Source organism: Vibrio sp. D401a (assembly GCF_030248515.1).
Lineage (GTDB): Bacteria > Pseudomonadota > Gammaproteobacteria > Enterobacterales > Vibrionaceae > Vibrio > Vibrio rotiferianus.
Genome location: NZ_JAHGAI010000019.1, coordinates 245,176 through 260,182, shown reverse-complemented (window position 1 = coordinate 260,182; position 15,007 = coordinate 245,176). Strand labels below are relative to the sequence as shown.

Here is a 15,007-nt window from a genome sequence, read left to right as displayed (position 1 = left end):
TTTAACCATGAGACCTCCGCATTTAAACACAAACTAGCCTACACTTTTAAAACAAATCCACATTACTAAAAACTGATTAAAAATAAGACCTTGAGAAGGAAAGCACAGTTACATGATTATCAATTACATCTTCGAACTTACTCGGACGCATAACGCCCTGTTAAGGTGTGAGCAACGCAATACCGATGCTTCCGCATACCACCTTAAACACTAAAATCAACGCATAGTAAAAATGTCACGCGTTGCGAATCACTCTTAAACAGATTGTTATATTTTATTTTTTAGGTAGCTTGAAAAACATTTTATTATAATCAGGATTTGTATAAAAATTCTCCGTAACATATAAAATTTGTTGTTCTATTGGTTGTGGAATATTTTCATTCGAAACTAAAAAATCCTTCAATGTTTCCAGCAGTGGAATAGCTGCATAATATGGTTTAGTTTCATCATTCTCAGGCTTTGATTTAATTGCAATTATTCTTGATTCCAAATATTTAAAATTACCATCTAATTTGTAGGCTCTTGTTGCTGCCACTACCTCTGCGAACGGCTCAATAACATAAGGTGTATCACCATTAGTTTCCCCAATACTATCTTTCAAAACTGAAGCTGCTTTTTCTCCTAAAACATTATATAGGATGAGATGAAAACAATGCCCTAGCTCGTGAGTCTTAGTTGTTGCAGTAGCTTCTTTTCTTAATACTACTACGCATTGCTTTTCACTACTGTCAGGGGTTTCGTAAACATTCGCGATACCATCTGCCGTACCTATGTTTGCTTTTAATGTAGAAAGTGCTTTTTTAGTGTCTTTTACATTTTTGTAATTACCTTGATAATCAATGTTATTTTTAGGAGCGTCTTTCGATTCAAGTTGATGTATTTCAAGCTCAGCATACCCATCTAAAAACCTCTCTTCATAACTTTTATTACAACCTGTAATTACTAACGACATAAACAACAATATTAATATTTTCATGATAGTCCTTTTAAAATATAACGCCGCGTTAAGTAGTGAGCAACGCCCCCCCTACCTAAACCATTGTGCCGTAAACACTAAATTCAAAGTAAACCAAAAAAGCCGAGCGTTGCGAATCTGTCTTAAACGCTTTGTTATGTTTTCTTTCTGAATGCATCGTCAACTGATTCTGATACCTTGGTAAAACAGTTCAAAGTAGTATCTCTACAGTGGGCGTCATTAAAATTTGATTCTGGAGCTGTACTCTCTGCCTGCTGAGCTTTCTTTGCTTCTCCGCTTTGAGCTTCCATAATTAATCCTGAAGCTAATATACCACCGCCGACCCCTGCGCCAAATACACCTACAATTTGCTTAAATAACTCGAAGTAACTGTTGATCGCAAGAATTACCGACTTATTAGCCTCTAACAAACCTTCATTTTCTTGATCATTCATCTCGACTTCTATATTACCAATTGCCTCAATTTGTAAGTTATAACTAAAAGCCAAAAATAGGGCTGTAGCAGCACATATACAGTATCCTGAAAGCTTCATTAGTGTATAGAGATTGGTGCGTTTGCTATTTTTTGAAAGTAAGATGAACTTAATAGAAAGAAAAAGCCACGCTAGCCAAGCAACCACATAAATTATTAAATCCTTTGAAAAGTCACCAGTAATCATTTCTAAACCCAATTTCAAAACGGTCTACATCATGGCGAGCATGATAAGTCATTATTTTACTTAGTAAAGTGTCTACTAAACGTGGGGTACTCGGAAACATAACGCCGCGTTAAGTAGTGAGCAACGCCTCCACCAAACTTAAACCATTGCACCGTAAACACAAAACTTAACTTTAAGCTGAGAATGCCGAGCGTTGGGAATCTGCCTTAAACGCTTTGTTATATTTCTAGCCATCGCTAGGTGCATACTTATGGAGAGGGTTTATCAGCTCTAGAATAGAAACAATCGTATTGTTATATGATTCATAGTATTCATCATCGTCATCTTTACAATACTCTTTACCATCAAACCAATTACTTAGCTTTACCAATTCTTTCAGGTATTTTTCTTCAAACTCACTTTCAGTTAATTTACCTGAGTCTTCAAGCATTCTCTCCAATGCATCTTTTTCACCCAAGTCGTAATTATCGCCATCCCAAGGAGCTATTTCATTGTGCAGTAAGAAATCGATTCTCCTGTCTATGATTTTACCTAATGATAAATCCCCGATTACCATAAATGTTCCTCTTCCGAGTGAAATATAACGCCCTGTTAAGGTGTGAGCAACGCAATACCAAAGCCGCCGCATACCACCTTAATCACCTAAACCAACGCATAGTAAAAATGCCACGCGTTGCGAATCACTCTTAAACAGTTTGTTAGCTATTTTTTCAAGAAATCAAGAAAGTTAACGTCAAACATACCTTCTTCATCTTCTATACGAACCATAGAATTGAAAGAGGCTTCTTCAAAAGAAGGGTTTTCTTTTAAGATGTCTAGAAACAATGGCTTAATTTCATCACTTTCTATCGCCAAAGCAAGTGATTCGTGCGCAATCCTAATCAGTAGTTTAATATCTTCATCTTCATCGCCTGAAAGCTCCTCCTCCTCCCAACTTTCCATGATATCTCGAAGTTTAGATACATTCTTATTACCTCTTTCAAAATCAGAGAGAATAATAAACTCACCATGTGAGACTTGATTATGTTGGACAAAATCCAGCCCATCCTTATTCCATATATTCCAATGCATGTCATAATGCCAAAAGGCTACAGATATAGTCATATGGGAAAAAGCCTTCTGGCTTACGTAAAATTTTAATTCATCAATTCTGCTATCAATTAGCGTTAATAAAACACTCTTGTAACAATCAACTAGCTCAGTTTTATTTATCACAACAATTCCTATAGTGGATAAAGATTAATAAGTGACGATTCCTATAAATAGCTAACGCCCAATTAAGGGGTGAACAACGCCTCCACCCAAACCTAAAACATTGTGCCATAAACACTAAATTTGAAGTAGAAGCAAAAGTGCCGAGCGTTGTGAATCCCTCTTAAATTGCTTGTTAGCACACTAATTCAACTTGGTCGATCCATAAAAAACTTTCTCGCTCGCTTCTCAATAACTTCTATCGGAAAGTTGGAATCATGTAAGTCCTCCAAAAAACGAACAATTGATGACTTAAATGCCAAAAACAGTTGTTCGATGTGTATTACTTTTTCGGATAAACCACAGCAATCTATAATTTCTTGGAGACTCTCAGGTCTTGAACTTCCCCAAGCATAAACTAATTCATTTGCTTCTAATTTTTTACTAAGTTGACTCTCTGCAGTATAGCTATGCAGAATACCGCACCTAGCCGCATATAAGTCTGTAGCAGTACAATTAAGCTTACTTTCAGGTAGCAAGTATTTATCACACCATCTTTTAAAGTCAGCTCGAGAACCTATATCTTTTTCTTCTGGTCTAGCCAAAGTAGCTAAAATATCAATTCCTGAATAAATTAATATGAGAGCTGGCATTCTTAAGTTATGTTCAAGACATAGTTCAACAGACAGTATGTGCTTGCTGATATTGCTACTCAAAGTTTCGATACTCATAATTTCCCATGTGTGGTGTGTGCTAACGCCGCGTTAAGTAGTGAGCAACGCTACCACCAAATCTTAATATTTACACCGTATACAATTAACCAAATTGGACTCAGAACGCCAAGCGTTGGGAATCTGCCTTAAACGCTTTGTTAACTAGCTTTTCGTTGGATCCTTTTGGAGGGAAATACGCAATTTCTTCCTCACGTGCCATTATTCTATACCGCTCTGCCAACTCGGGAATTGGACGGTCTTCTGGTACATACTTAGGGTCCAACGAAGATGCGAATAGACCTATATCTTTATCGTTTAAATTTCTACAGATGTTACGAATTGAAGTTTTGATCTTACTTAGCTCTGCTGCTGTTTCTGAATCAGACAAATTTGGTTTCGACTCTAGCCTTTCAATTGCAAGTAAGACCCTACGGATTTTATCTGGGTCACAATGCTCTTTGGTCTTAGACACAATGTCATGTTCTGAGACCCCATTCTTAACTAACTCGCTAACCACAAGCTCTTTGAACATTTTTGCATCTTTGATTAAATAGTCACAACCTGAACGAAATGAGCCATACTGACCAATAGCTAAATAAATCGAACCTATGATGCCCAAATAGACCTTTATGCTACCCTCATAAACTCTTACTTGGAGCTTTAGATCATTTCCAAACAAAAGGTCTGCATAGTTTTCAGCAACACGCTTAATATAGAGCTCTGCTTCCCCAACTTCTATTTCATGAAATGGGATATCTAAGTGTAGAGAAATTCCTGCTAGTTTTGCCATAACTTTCCTTGCTAGTTAACGCCCTGTTAAGGGGTGAGCAACGCAATACAAGAGCCGCCGCATACCGCCTTAAACACTAAAACCAACGCATAGTGAAAATGCCAAGCGTTGCGAATCCCTCTTAAACAGTTTGTTAGCCCTGTGGTTGACTAGTACATATAACCTAGCCAATCAAAATGTCCAACACCCCACTGCTTATCTCTGAGTGGTTTCACATACAGTTCATCAAGAAGCTCTACAGCAACGCCAAAGTTGGTGTGCTCGTGAAGCCTTAACCAAGACTGCATGCACTGAACTTGGTAAAAGCCGTTTGTAGAGTAGAAATCATGTAACTCAGATATAAGGATTATGAAATCAACATCTTTAGTTTCAGCAAATGCCGATAATTCTGACAACATAAAAGAGCCAATACCTTGCCCTCGATAACGTTCGTCAACACAAAAGTCGATTACGCCCAGAACCTTATGTATTTCCCCGCCGACACTAACAACGCGATAATCCAGTCCAAGATAGCCAACCAGCTGTTCACCTTGAAAATGAAGGGCACGCATATGAGGTAACTGCTTAAAGTAAGAACGACTTACTTGGCTGTCTGGAAAAGCTTGATTTCTTAATGCTTCGATTGCCTTATGATGCAATTCTGAAACATCTATTTCTTGTACGATTTCCATATCGTTTCCTCGAAAAGGGCTAACGCCCTGTTAAGGTGTGAGCAACGCAATACCAAAGCCGCCGCAAACCACCTTAATCACTAAAATCAACGCATAGTAAAAATGCCACGCGTTGCGAATCACTCTTAAACAGTTTGTTAAACGTATTTATCCCCGTAAAACACTAACTCTGCATCTCGGTGATTTAAATGCCAGTTTTTCCAATGTTCCTTTTCGGTCTCAACTTTTTCTTTATCTACAACCCTAGGTATCAGCAACTCAACGTCATCTCTTTTTTCATGAGATACAACGAAGTTATGGCAGTTCTCAGCGATCATTCGGTTTATATTCCGAGTTTGGTCTACGGTCAATTTAGTCCCACGTAAGATGGGCGGTGAAACACCAACCTGCGTATACAACAAATGCCTTGGTCCCAATGGCAAAAATACTTCACTGTTTGGGTTTGCCCAACCACCATTAAAATCATAGCTTTTATCGTTTTCATAATTTAGCCGAACCACTGGATTGTCTGATGTAAGCCAACTCATACCATTGGCTGGATGAAGTATCGTCCATGAGTTTTGGTGTAGTTGCTCAGCTACAGTAGTAAGTACATGTTTTATAGACCATAACCAAGAAGCTCTGCCCGCCAACCATGTTACTTTTACAATAAAAGCGTCATTACCATCCTCTTCAATCTCCACCTTTATTGGTAAGCTATCATGGTAACGAGCCTTTCCATCAGGCTTAAAGTCCGGCGGAATTTTTGATTTAACATCATTAACCACATCTTCGACAATGTCACTCAGTGCCTTTTCATCAGAGCGCTCTAAATGCTCAAAGTAACGCTTTGGTGTACGTAAATCCTGGAGTGCAACAAAATTAGCTAATAACTTATAATCATTCCTCGAGAGCTTCTCATTACGAATTACTCTATCAATCGAATTTTTGGCGGGAAATTCATAATTGGAGTCAAACCAATTTTCCAAGACATCATCTGGGTTGCCACTTTGAGTATTAACATACAAATACTGAGAGTAACCGATAGCTGATGGATGATAGTCTTTCCAGATAGGTACATTTTCGTGTTGAACTACTTTCCTATATTGAAATACCTTATCCTGCTCATTGCACCAATTTTTCAGATACATCTGAGGCAAAAAGTGATTGTCTTTTTTAACGCTCAATGAAGCCTCCATAATACGTTTAACGCTTATTAGTCGACAGCCTGTCGTCTTTTTCTTCTATATAATGCACTCTTATTCATATTAATTCAATTAACAATCAATAAGTTAAAGTAAGATAGGGGATACTAAGCTGCAAAATGTCGCCTAAAAACGTGAACGCTAAGTTCTCAACTCAAGTGTATAAGTTTGAGTAGGTCAAACTCAGATTAACAAGATATGAATGAGTAAAAGATCTAACACTAAATGGGGCAAAAATGTGCCAAACAAAAACGCCCTTCACTTAGATGAAGGGCGTTTGTTATTTGAGGTTTAGTTCGGCGGCTAAAGCACTAACCCACCGTCAATTTTGAGCACTTGTCCTGTGATGTAGGCGCTCTTGTCGGAGGTGAGGAAGGAGACGCCATGGGCGATGTCTTGCACTGAGCCCATTCGGCCTAATGGGGTTTTGCCTTCCATCATTTGAATCACTTTTTCTGGTAGGTTCTTGGTCATATCGGTGGCGATAAATCCTGGCGCCACACAGTTGACGCGGATTTGCGCGCCCTTTCTTGAGAGCTCTTTCGCCCAGCCTTTGCTCATAGAAATAACGCCGCCTTTACTTGCGCCGTAGTTGCTCTGGCCTATGTTGCCATCCGTTCCCACGATAGAAGAAATACTGACGATACTGCCTGCGCCTTGTTCTAGCATGACAGGAGCGATGCGTTGAGTGAGTAAGAACACCGCTTTTAGGTTTACGTCGATAACGCTGTCCCAGTCTTGCTCTAACATATCTGGCAACAGCGCATCGCGAGTGATGCCCGCGTTGTTAACCAGCGCATCAATTCTTCCGTGCTGCGCTACGATACTTTCTACCACTTCGTTGACGGCTGCGGCATCACACAAGTCAACTTGATAACTGCTTAGCTGCGCCGACTGGCTCCATTCCACGGGCGATATGTCTAGCCCGACAACGTGGAATCCATCCTCCAGTAATTGCTCACAAATCGCTTGGCCAATACCACGAGCCGCACCAGTGACTACTGCTACTTTTTCCGGTTTCATCTTGGTCTTCCTTAAATGTTGAGATTACAAATTCGCTTGTACCCCTAGCGTTTTTTGTTTTTATGCCTAGTCGCGTTACAGCTGCGCTTCTCATACGCAGGGTCTTTCATATCTTATAAAAACTATAGAAACAGTCTGGGAGTCGGATGTGAACTAATCAAGACCAACTTGATGACTATGGTGAAATCAACTTAAAAAAGTGTGTTGGAGGGCGCAAACTTACACGATTGGAAGACTTTGATTGAAAAGTATTGGTCCGATTACTCAAATACTACCTTCATCAGACCAATGTTATTTGTTTCTTAATCTTTTACAAAAGATGGCTTTGTTATTTTCACCAGAGTAGGCTGAAGCAATAGATTGAACAACATACCTACAATGAACAAGGTGATCACGATACTCGCCCCACTTGGTAAGTCGTAACGAGCCGATGCTGCAATGCCAGAGATGATGCCAACCATACCGATGCTGATACTGGCGACAAAGAATCGAGTTCCCTTTAATGCCGCCGCACATAAAGCTGGAATCACCAACAAGGCAAATTCCAAATAAATGCCCGTTAACTTGACCGTAATCGGCATCAAGATAGCAAAGATCAGATAGAAACCACTGCCCTGCATAAACGCAGGTTTTAACCATACCAACAGCAACATCGCAGCGGTAATCAATGCCAAAGGCCAAACGTCAGCCCAAGTTGCCCATAACAGTTGCCCATTAAGGATCCCTTGAATAAAGTCTCCGCCATGCGGGTCTTTGCTCACCAGCAGTATCGCCAGCGATGCAGACACCACAAACAAGCTACCTATCATAGGTTCCAAATGCTGTTGGTAGCGCTTTTCCATTAAGGCAATCAGACCGCAAAGCAGTAACGACATCACCCAAGGACCAACCATTTCACCAAAGAAAGAACCAGAAAAGAGATCGTATTGGTTCAACCAATAGTGACTCAGCGCTGCCCCCAAGGCGGCAACTTGTGCCACCGCCAAATCAATAAAGATAATTTGGCGTTTTAACACTTGCTGCCCGAGCACCACGTTACCAACCAGAGCAATCAAGCCACACAGCACCGCTGGTAATAGCCATGCATAATCTGCCATGGCTTAGATCTTCACCGGAACAGGTTGCACTAACACATCCAACAAATCATCGATAACTTGGTCGTACATTTCATCCAAACTTTCACCATCAGAAACCGTCAAAGGCAACTGAATCAGCGGCTTATTGGTTTGTTTCTGTAGCCAGTTTGCTGGACGCTGGTCTTGATGCGACGAGTAGACAATCGCTTCAAAAGAGTCCGAGTCCAACTTAGTTAAAGATTGAAGGTGAGAAGTGGTCGGTGAAATGCCCGGCTTTGGCTCTAGGTCAGCGATTTGTTCCATGCCAAGCCAATCGTATAGATAACGGTAGGTTTCGTGATAACCCACCACTTGTTTACCCTTTAATGGCGCAGCTTTCTTATTCCACTCATTAAGCTTTTTACGCCAGTGAGCGCGGAACTTCATACCATTCACTTGATAGCTTTGTGCGTTGTCTGGATCGATGCTCTTCAAACGTTCTGTTACAACACGCGAAATCGCAACCATGTCATTCGCCGCAAACTGCACATGTGGGTTTCCGTACGCATGAATGTCCCCCATGCTGCGGTCAACGTGATCATGAGTATCTAACATGCGCACGAAGTCCGTCGCATAGATCATGCTCGGCGCACCATTTTGCACCGCTGCATTGCTGCTACGAACTTGCAGCATCGGTAACCACCCCACTTCTAATTCAGCCCCCGAGCACATAGCCATGTCCGCTTGGCGCATCTTGGCAATCAATGAAGGGCGAGCTTGTACGTAATGTGGGTCTTGCTTAGCCGTTGTCGCTGAATAAATGCTGGCGTCTGGCGCATGGCTTTCAAGAAAGGCTTTCCATTCTGGCTCACAAACGAAGATGTTGAGAGCCGAAGCAGGCGAAGCAATGATGGCAGCCCCCGCCGCCATCACTGCTAAACTGCATTTTCTTAACGTCAGCTTAGAACGCATGTGCACCGTGCGCTCCAAACGTCATCACGTATTGCAGTGTGAATACGTTGTCTGTTTCGCTGTCTTGGTTATCAATGCGAGAGTATTGCGCACGGATAGTACCGAAGTGAGAAGAATCCCATGCGATCATCGCATCCATCTCTTTATCGTTTAGTGCCGTGAAATGCATGTGGTCACCGTGTGCGTGGCCGTCGTAGCTTTCTGCTTCACCGTAACGCAGGCCTGCTGACCAGCTTGGGTTAAGGCGGTAAACACCGGATACGTAGTATGCGGTAAGGTTGTCTGGAGATTCCGCGTCATCTTTGAACTTGCTGTCTACCGCACCGTCTAGCAACATGTATTCAGCAGATAGCGTGAAGTTGCTGTACTTGTAGTTACCATCTGGCGCCCATTTCCATACAAAGTCAGCTCCGTAAAGGTTCTCACCCGTTACTGCTGCGGCATGGCTATGATCGTGACCATGCTCCTCTGCATGACCGTGGTCGTGATCTTCGAACTCTGTCACTTTGCCATTTTTGTTGTACAAGTAGCTCAAGCCAAACTGCCAACTCGATGATTCAGAGAAATCACTACCTAGCTTCAGCGTCGTCGTGTAAACGCCAACTTCAGAGCCATCTTCAACAGAAGACATCTTGCTACCGCTTAATGCCTCAGCGCCAAACTTTACATACAGATCCGTTGGCAACACGATGTTTGCGCGAATACCATCGTCGTAATAATGCGAACCTAGGAACGTACGGTAAGCGATTGGGCGCTCAACAAAGCTGTCGGTGTGCATGTGTTGATTATTCAGGTAACCAAAGTCAGATAGGAATCGACCAGCACGCACATTCAAACCGTAAGGAAGTGCGAGTGTTTCGATGAATGCTTCTTCTAAAACAAACTCTGTCTCATCACCATGGCTTTCAAGCACTGCCGTCAGTGCACCATGAAACTTGTCATCAATGTTTGCTGACATATTTAATTCAGTATGACCAAGACCAAAACCCTCTTCGCGCTCTGAGTTATGACGCTGTCCATCTTGATAGTAACCGTCTAGTACCACTCCAATCTGAGGATTCGAAAGTGTATCTGCAAACACTGGGGAGACAAACAAACTACCAACCGCTAGAGAGACCAATTTTTTATTCACTGCATTTTCCTTGTTTATTGTTATGTTATAACGTTTAGATTTGCGCAATGTTATAATATAACAATTCGTATTCAACAAGGAGAATGTAAGAAAATGTAACAGAAAAATACATTTCCTCTTGTGAAAGCGTTATCTACAATTCATTCAATATCATTATGAATCCCACTTGGACTCACTCTTCATAATCACCCGGTATTTCAATATGTTAAATATGGACTTTTCAAAAAGACTGGTTATCAGAGCCTCTGATCAAGATTGGGTAGCCAGCCCTGCGGCAGGTGTATGGCGCAAACCATTAGAGCGAGAGGCGAAAGAGTCAGGGCATACAACCAGCTTGGTGAAGTACGAACCAAACTCGAAGTTTGCTACGCACCCTCACCCACATGGAGAGGAGATACTGGTACTTGAGGGCGTATTTTCTGACGAGTATGGGGACTATCCGGCAGGTACTTACCTACGCAACCCTCCAGGAAGCAAACACGCACCTTTTAGCAAGAAAGGCTGCGTGCTCTTAGTAAAACTGAACCAGTTTGGTCCTAACGATCTCGAAACGGTGCATATTAATACCAGTCAAGCTGAGTGGTTGCCGGGGATTGGTGGGCTGCAAGTCATGCCACTGCACAACTTTGAGCACGAGCACGTTGCATTGGTAAAGTGGCCAAAAGGTGAAAAGTTTCAACCACACCATCATTTTGGTGGCGAGGAGATCCTCGTACTATCCGGGGAGTTCAATGATGAGTTTGGGAATTATCCAAAACACACGTGGCTGCGCAGCCCACATATGAGTGAGCACTTTCCTTTTGTTATTCAAGAAACGGTTATCTGGGTAAAAACAGGGCATCTACCCGTTGGTTAAAACTCAGAAACACAAACGGCCCGAATGTTCGAGCCGCCATTAATGCAGTACTAGATTATCACTACACGCTCATAATTTTTGAGTAAAGCCAATCTTTCAGCTCTGAACGGTTGTGTTTGAGTGTGTTCATTTGATGATCGTCAATAGGGTTTCCTTGCAATTCGAGTTCTCGGATTTCCTTATCAAGCGTATTGTAATTTTTAGCATTTTCAGCGAAGTCAGCGTCATTCGCCGTAAGTTGAGTGATTGTATCCAAATGTTCCGGAAATTCATGAGTTAGTGAGTGATTTTCGCCTAACATAAAGACCTCTTTGGCTGAGCGTATTTTTGTTAAAGAAGCTGCTCATTTATTGAGCAACGCTTATTCATAACCATAGCATCTCATCCACCATCAAATCGTCGACTTGAGCACATTTTTACTTAACTCATTGAATAAACAAGTTCTCATTTCTAATCTTGACATAGCCTTGCAATAATCTGGCAATAGACACATTTTTTATCGCTAAATTTCAGCTACATTTATTGAGGTTTGTATTAAAAAGGAAATACAAATGAACACTTTTAAAATTAGCCTGATTGGCGCTGCCGTGATATTTGCACTGACAGGATGTAACTCAGATAGCAGTTCAGTTAGCGCAACCACGCCCGTTAGTCTTTCAGTATCAGATGCGCCCATAGATGATGTTTCTGAAGTGGTAGTAACCTACAGCAAAGTGGCGTTTCTTCCTGTTGGTGAAGGGGAGCCTCAAATCTTCAACGTCTACAAAACTGATGAAGATGGCAACTACGTTGATGAAGAAGGTGACCTTCTTCCGGATGATGCAGATCCGCTGCCACTGAGTGTGAACTTATTAGACTTCCAAGGCAGTGAAGCTCAGGAGCTCATTGATAACGAAGTGATTCCTACTGGTAACTACCAACTGTGTGTTTTTGCAAACGACGGTGACCATCCTGAATACCCATCTTACGTCGTTGAAGAAAGCACAGGAAACCAAATGCCATTAACGGTAAAGGGTAACGGTAAGTGCCCACAAGGTGTCGGCGATGAGCCTAATTCTGGCGTACTCTTTTTCAATAACCAATTTGCCGTCAATCCAGACAACAAAGATTACGTGGTGGAATTCGATTTACGTCGAGGCTTAAAAGATGCAACGGGTAAAGACGAAGGTTACACGATTCAAAGAACGTCAATCAGCCTAATCAACACGTTTACGACTGGTAATCTTGGTGGCAACGTTGATCTCACAACCTACCAAGGCTGCGAAACTGACACGACATCGGGCAACGGTTATGCGCATGCCGTATACCTCTATGAAGGTGATATCGCGCAAGCAGACATGGGGTCTTTTGCCCCAAGTGAGTCTCAAGCCCCTATCGCTTCTGCGAATGTGACCACAGAAGATGAAGGTACCACTTATCAATATGAGTTTGGTTATGTAGAACCTGGCACTTACTCGATTGGTTACACCTGTACCGCTAACGATGACTCAGAAGAAGGCATTGTGGATGGTGAAACATTCAGTATCTATACATCTACTAGTGGACTGAGTGTTTCTGCTGGCAGCGACACAAACGCAAACCTTTAAGTTTTGAGAGTCATTTAAACGTTAAATGAATAACGGGGCTTCGGCCCTGTTTTTTATACCCCTCTCGGATTATCAATCATTTCTATAAAGTGTTTCCCTCACTCTCCCAATAGTCGAACGCCAAAGATGCCACTATGATTGTTGCATATCGAATTCAAAAGGAATCTCAATTATGCAAAAAATCATCCTGATTACTGGCTCTACAGACGGCATTGGTTTAGAAACAGCAAAAATGTTAGTGGCAGATGGTCACCACGTGATTGTCCATGGCCGTAACAAAACAAAGGTTCAAAACGTAGAGCAAAGCTTGATTGAGATGAACGCTGGCAAAGTGGAGAGCATCGTTGCTGACCTATCTTCAGTCAAAGCCGTGAAACAGATGGTTGCAGAAGTGGCAGAGCGCTTTGGCAAACTGGATGTAATCATCAACAACGCTGGTGTGTTCGCGACACCTAACTCAAGAACTCAAGAAGGTCTTGATGTGCGCTTTGCCGTTAACACCGTTGCGCCGTACATGCTGACAAAAGAGTTGCTTCCACTACTTCGCAACACAGGTCGTGTAGTAAACCTATCTTCTGCGGCACAAGCGCCAGTGAGCATCGAAGCCTTGATGGGCGACAAACCACTGTCAGACGGTGAAGCTTACGCTCAAAGTAAGCTGGCACTGACTATGTGGTCACGCGTAATGGGATTGCAGTTGAAAAACGTCGGCCCTATGGTGGTTTCCGTCAATCCAAAGTCATTCCTTGGCAGCAAAATGGTGAAAGACGCTTACGGTATCGCGGGTAATGACATCAGTTTGGGCGCAGACATTCTAATTCGTGCTGCACTATCGGATGAATTTGCTCAAGCGCATGGTTCGTACTTCGACAACGACATTGAAGCTTTTGCCGCTCCTCATCGTGATGCGTTGAATGACACTAAATCACAACAAGTGGTAGACGCGATTGAAGCAGTGATTGCTAAACTCGCTTAATTCCACACGGTTGATTTCTATTAAACACCTAGCTTCGGCTGGGTGTTGTTGTTTTTACGCACTTGTTTCTATGGAATGGTTTCTGTGGACTGGCTTCTAGCGTTTCTGTTTCTCACGTTTCCGTCTCTGCGCTTCTGAAACTGCCACTATTGTTCATTTTCAATAAAATCTAAAAACTCATTCGATATAAAGGCTAATTATCAACAAACATTTCTCTTGTTAATCTTCAGCCATCGGGAAAAACGCCAGACTCAAACGCGTTCGTTCCCATTTTCTTTCGCGAGTGATGACATCGAATCATCCCGCTTTTAACTGGAGATCCAACTATGAACTATGAGGGCAAAGTTTACCGACCATGGCCGGAATACCGCAGCATCTTAATCCAAACCACATTGGGTTGTAGCATCAACACCTGCACGTTTTGCAGCATGTTTGATGACAAGCGCTTTAAGGTACGCCCTATTGAAGACGTGTTTGAAGACATTGAAGAAGCGCGTCTGATCTACCCACACGTAGAGTCGATCTTTTTGATTGATGGTAACGTTATGGCGGCACGTACGGATTACTTGCTTAAGATCTTCGACAAATTGCGTTCAACCTTTCCTGAATGCAAAAAGATTTCTCTTTACAGTGGACTGAACGATTTCCGCCGTAAAACCATTGCTGAATTGAAAGAGCTGAAAGATGCGGGTTTAGATATGGCCTATTCTGGCCTTGAATCTGGCGACCGCGTTGTTCTAGAACGCATTAAAAAACGCATGTCACCAGAGCAAGCGATAGAAGGCATGGCAATGGCGAAAGAAGCTGGCATTGAAGTGTTGCTGTCTTTCATCTTTGGTCTTGGTGGTCGTGAACGTTCAAAAGAACACATTATTGCGACAACAGACATCTTGAACCAAATCAATCCTGAGCAAATTGCTCCTATGGCACTTGCGATTCAGCCAGGAACGGTGATGGAACAAGAAGTGAAGAATGGTGAGTTCATTATGCCAACTCAACTTCAAGTGCTTGAGGAGGAGAAATACCTACTCGAAAACTTGAACATTGATACCTTCTACTGGGGCGACCATGGTAATAACATCGTTCCACAGAAAGGTTGGTTGTTGGATTCACGCGAGGATTTTCTGAGAAACATCAATCACGCGATTGCATCTAACCCAATGGCAAAAGACAACGTCATCCAGACTTTCTCTTGGTAGTCGTTTTCTTTCCTCCTAGATAAA

Annotated in this window: 17 protein-coding genes; 4 read left to right on the top strand and 13 right to left on the bottom strand. The window is 42.2% G+C overall.

Annotated elements, in window-relative coordinates; translation table 11 throughout:
• Window positions 1–274 precede the first annotated feature (274 nt).
• The 12 genes from KIV41_RS10105 to KIV41_RS10040 form a co-directional block, all read right to left on the bottom strand.
• Complete coding sequence (locus KIV41_RS10105; protein WP_285336241.1) at window positions 275–976, bottom strand: hypothetical protein; 702 nt, start codon at window positions 974–976, stop codon at window positions 275–277.
• Window positions 977–1,110: 134 nt separating this feature from the next.
• Window positions 1,111–1,635: a hypothetical protein gene (locus KIV41_RS10100; protein ID WP_285336239.1), complete on the bottom strand. Its 525-nt coding sequence runs from the start codon at window positions 1,633–1,635 to the stop codon at window positions 1,111–1,113.
• 226 nt (window positions 1,636–1,861) lie between these two features.
• Window positions 1,862–2,191, bottom strand: coding sequence for a hypothetical protein (locus KIV41_RS10095; protein WP_285336237.1), 330 nt, complete (start codon window positions 2,189–2,191; stop codon window positions 1,862–1,864).
• A 146-nt stretch (window positions 2,192–2,337) separates the two neighbouring features.
• A complete protein-coding gene (locus KIV41_RS10090; protein WP_285336235.1) occupies window positions 2,338–2,850 on the bottom strand; it encodes a hypothetical protein in 513 nt (170 codons plus the stop codon).
• A 185-nt stretch (window positions 2,851–3,035) separates the two neighbouring features.
• Entirely contained in the window at window positions 3,036–3,557 is a 522-nt protein-coding gene (locus KIV41_RS10085; protein ID WP_285336233.1) for a hypothetical protein, read from the bottom strand.
• Window positions 3,558–3,657: 100 nt separating this feature from the next.
• Window positions 3,658–4,329, bottom strand: coding sequence for a hypothetical protein (locus KIV41_RS10080; protein WP_285336231.1), 672 nt, complete (start codon window positions 4,327–4,329; stop codon window positions 3,658–3,660).
• 149 nt (window positions 4,330–4,478) lie between these two features.
• The gene (locus KIV41_RS10070; protein ID WP_285336229.1) at window positions 4,479–5,000 is read right to left on the bottom strand and encodes a GNAT family N-acetyltransferase; all 522 of its coding nucleotides are present in this window, start codon (window positions 4,998–5,000) and stop codon (window positions 4,479–4,481) included.
• A gap of 137 nt (window positions 5,001–5,137) precedes the next feature.
• Window positions 5,138–6,166 carry a DUF4238 domain-containing protein gene (locus KIV41_RS10060; protein ID WP_285336227.1) on the bottom strand — a complete coding sequence of 343 codons (1,029 nt, stop codon included), beginning with the start codon at window positions 6,164–6,166 and terminating at the stop codon, window positions 5,138–5,140.
• A gap of 321 nt (window positions 6,167–6,487) precedes the next feature.
• On the bottom strand, window positions 6,488–7,207 hold the full coding sequence (locus KIV41_RS10055; protein ID WP_282065491.1) for a beta-ketoacyl-ACP reductase: 720 nt from the start codon (window positions 7,205–7,207) through the stop codon (window positions 6,488–6,490).
• Window positions 7,208–7,509: 302 nt separating this feature from the next.
• Window positions 7,510–8,304: a metal ABC transporter permease gene (locus KIV41_RS10050; RefSeq protein WP_045385668.1), complete on the bottom strand. Its 795-nt coding sequence runs from the start codon at window positions 8,302–8,304 to the stop codon at window positions 7,510–7,512.
• A 3-nt stretch (window positions 8,305–8,307) separates the two neighbouring features.
• Complete coding sequence (locus tag KIV41_RS10045) at window positions 8,308–9,234, bottom strand: metal ABC transporter solute-binding protein, Zn/Mn family (RefSeq protein WP_285336262.1); 927 nt, start codon at window positions 9,232–9,234, stop codon at window positions 8,308–8,310.
• On the bottom strand, window positions 9,224–10,366 hold the full coding sequence (locus KIV41_RS10040; RefSeq protein WP_285336226.1) for a hypothetical protein: 1,143 nt from the start codon (window positions 10,364–10,366) through the stop codon (window positions 9,224–9,226). Before KIV41_RS10040 ends, KIV41_RS10045 begins: the two co-directional genes overlap by 11 nt.
• Window positions 10,367–10,568: 202 nt before the next feature.
• Between KIV41_RS10040 and KIV41_RS10035 the strand changes: the two genes are divergently transcribed.
• On the top strand, window positions 10,569–11,222 hold the full coding sequence (locus KIV41_RS10035; protein WP_252042437.1) for a cupin domain-containing protein: 654 nt from the start codon (window positions 10,569–10,571) through the stop codon (window positions 11,220–11,222).
• Window positions 11,223–11,283: 61 nt separating this feature from the next.
• On the opposite strand, the gene KIV41_RS10030 is transcribed toward KIV41_RS10035, so the two are convergent.
• The gene (locus KIV41_RS10030) at window positions 11,284–11,523 is read right to left on the bottom strand and encodes a YdcH family protein (RefSeq protein ID WP_010452898.1); all 240 of its coding nucleotides are present in this window, start codon (window positions 11,521–11,523) and stop codon (window positions 11,284–11,286) included.
• 250 nt (window positions 11,524–11,773) lie between these two features.
• Between KIV41_RS10030 and KIV41_RS10025 the strand changes: the two genes are divergently transcribed.
• The 3 genes from KIV41_RS10025 (at window position 11,774) to KIV41_RS10015 (ending at window position 14,983) form a co-directional block, all read left to right on the top strand.
• Complete coding sequence (locus KIV41_RS10025; RefSeq protein ID WP_285336223.1) at window positions 11,774–12,808, top strand: DUF4382 domain-containing protein; 1,035 nt, start codon at window positions 11,774–11,776, stop codon at window positions 12,806–12,808.
• A gap of 172 nt (window positions 12,809–12,980) precedes the next feature.
• On the top strand, window positions 12,981–13,784 hold the full coding sequence (locus tag KIV41_RS10020; RefSeq protein ID WP_285336221.1) for an SDR family NAD(P)-dependent oxidoreductase: 804 nt from the start codon (window positions 12,981–12,983) through the stop codon (window positions 13,782–13,784).
• Window positions 13,785–14,110: 326 nt separating this feature from the next.
• Entirely contained in the window at window positions 14,111–14,983 is an 873-nt protein-coding gene (locus tag KIV41_RS10015; RefSeq protein WP_282065495.1) for a radical SAM protein, read from the top strand.
• The last annotated feature ends 24 nt before the right edge of the window (window positions 14,984–15,007 follow it).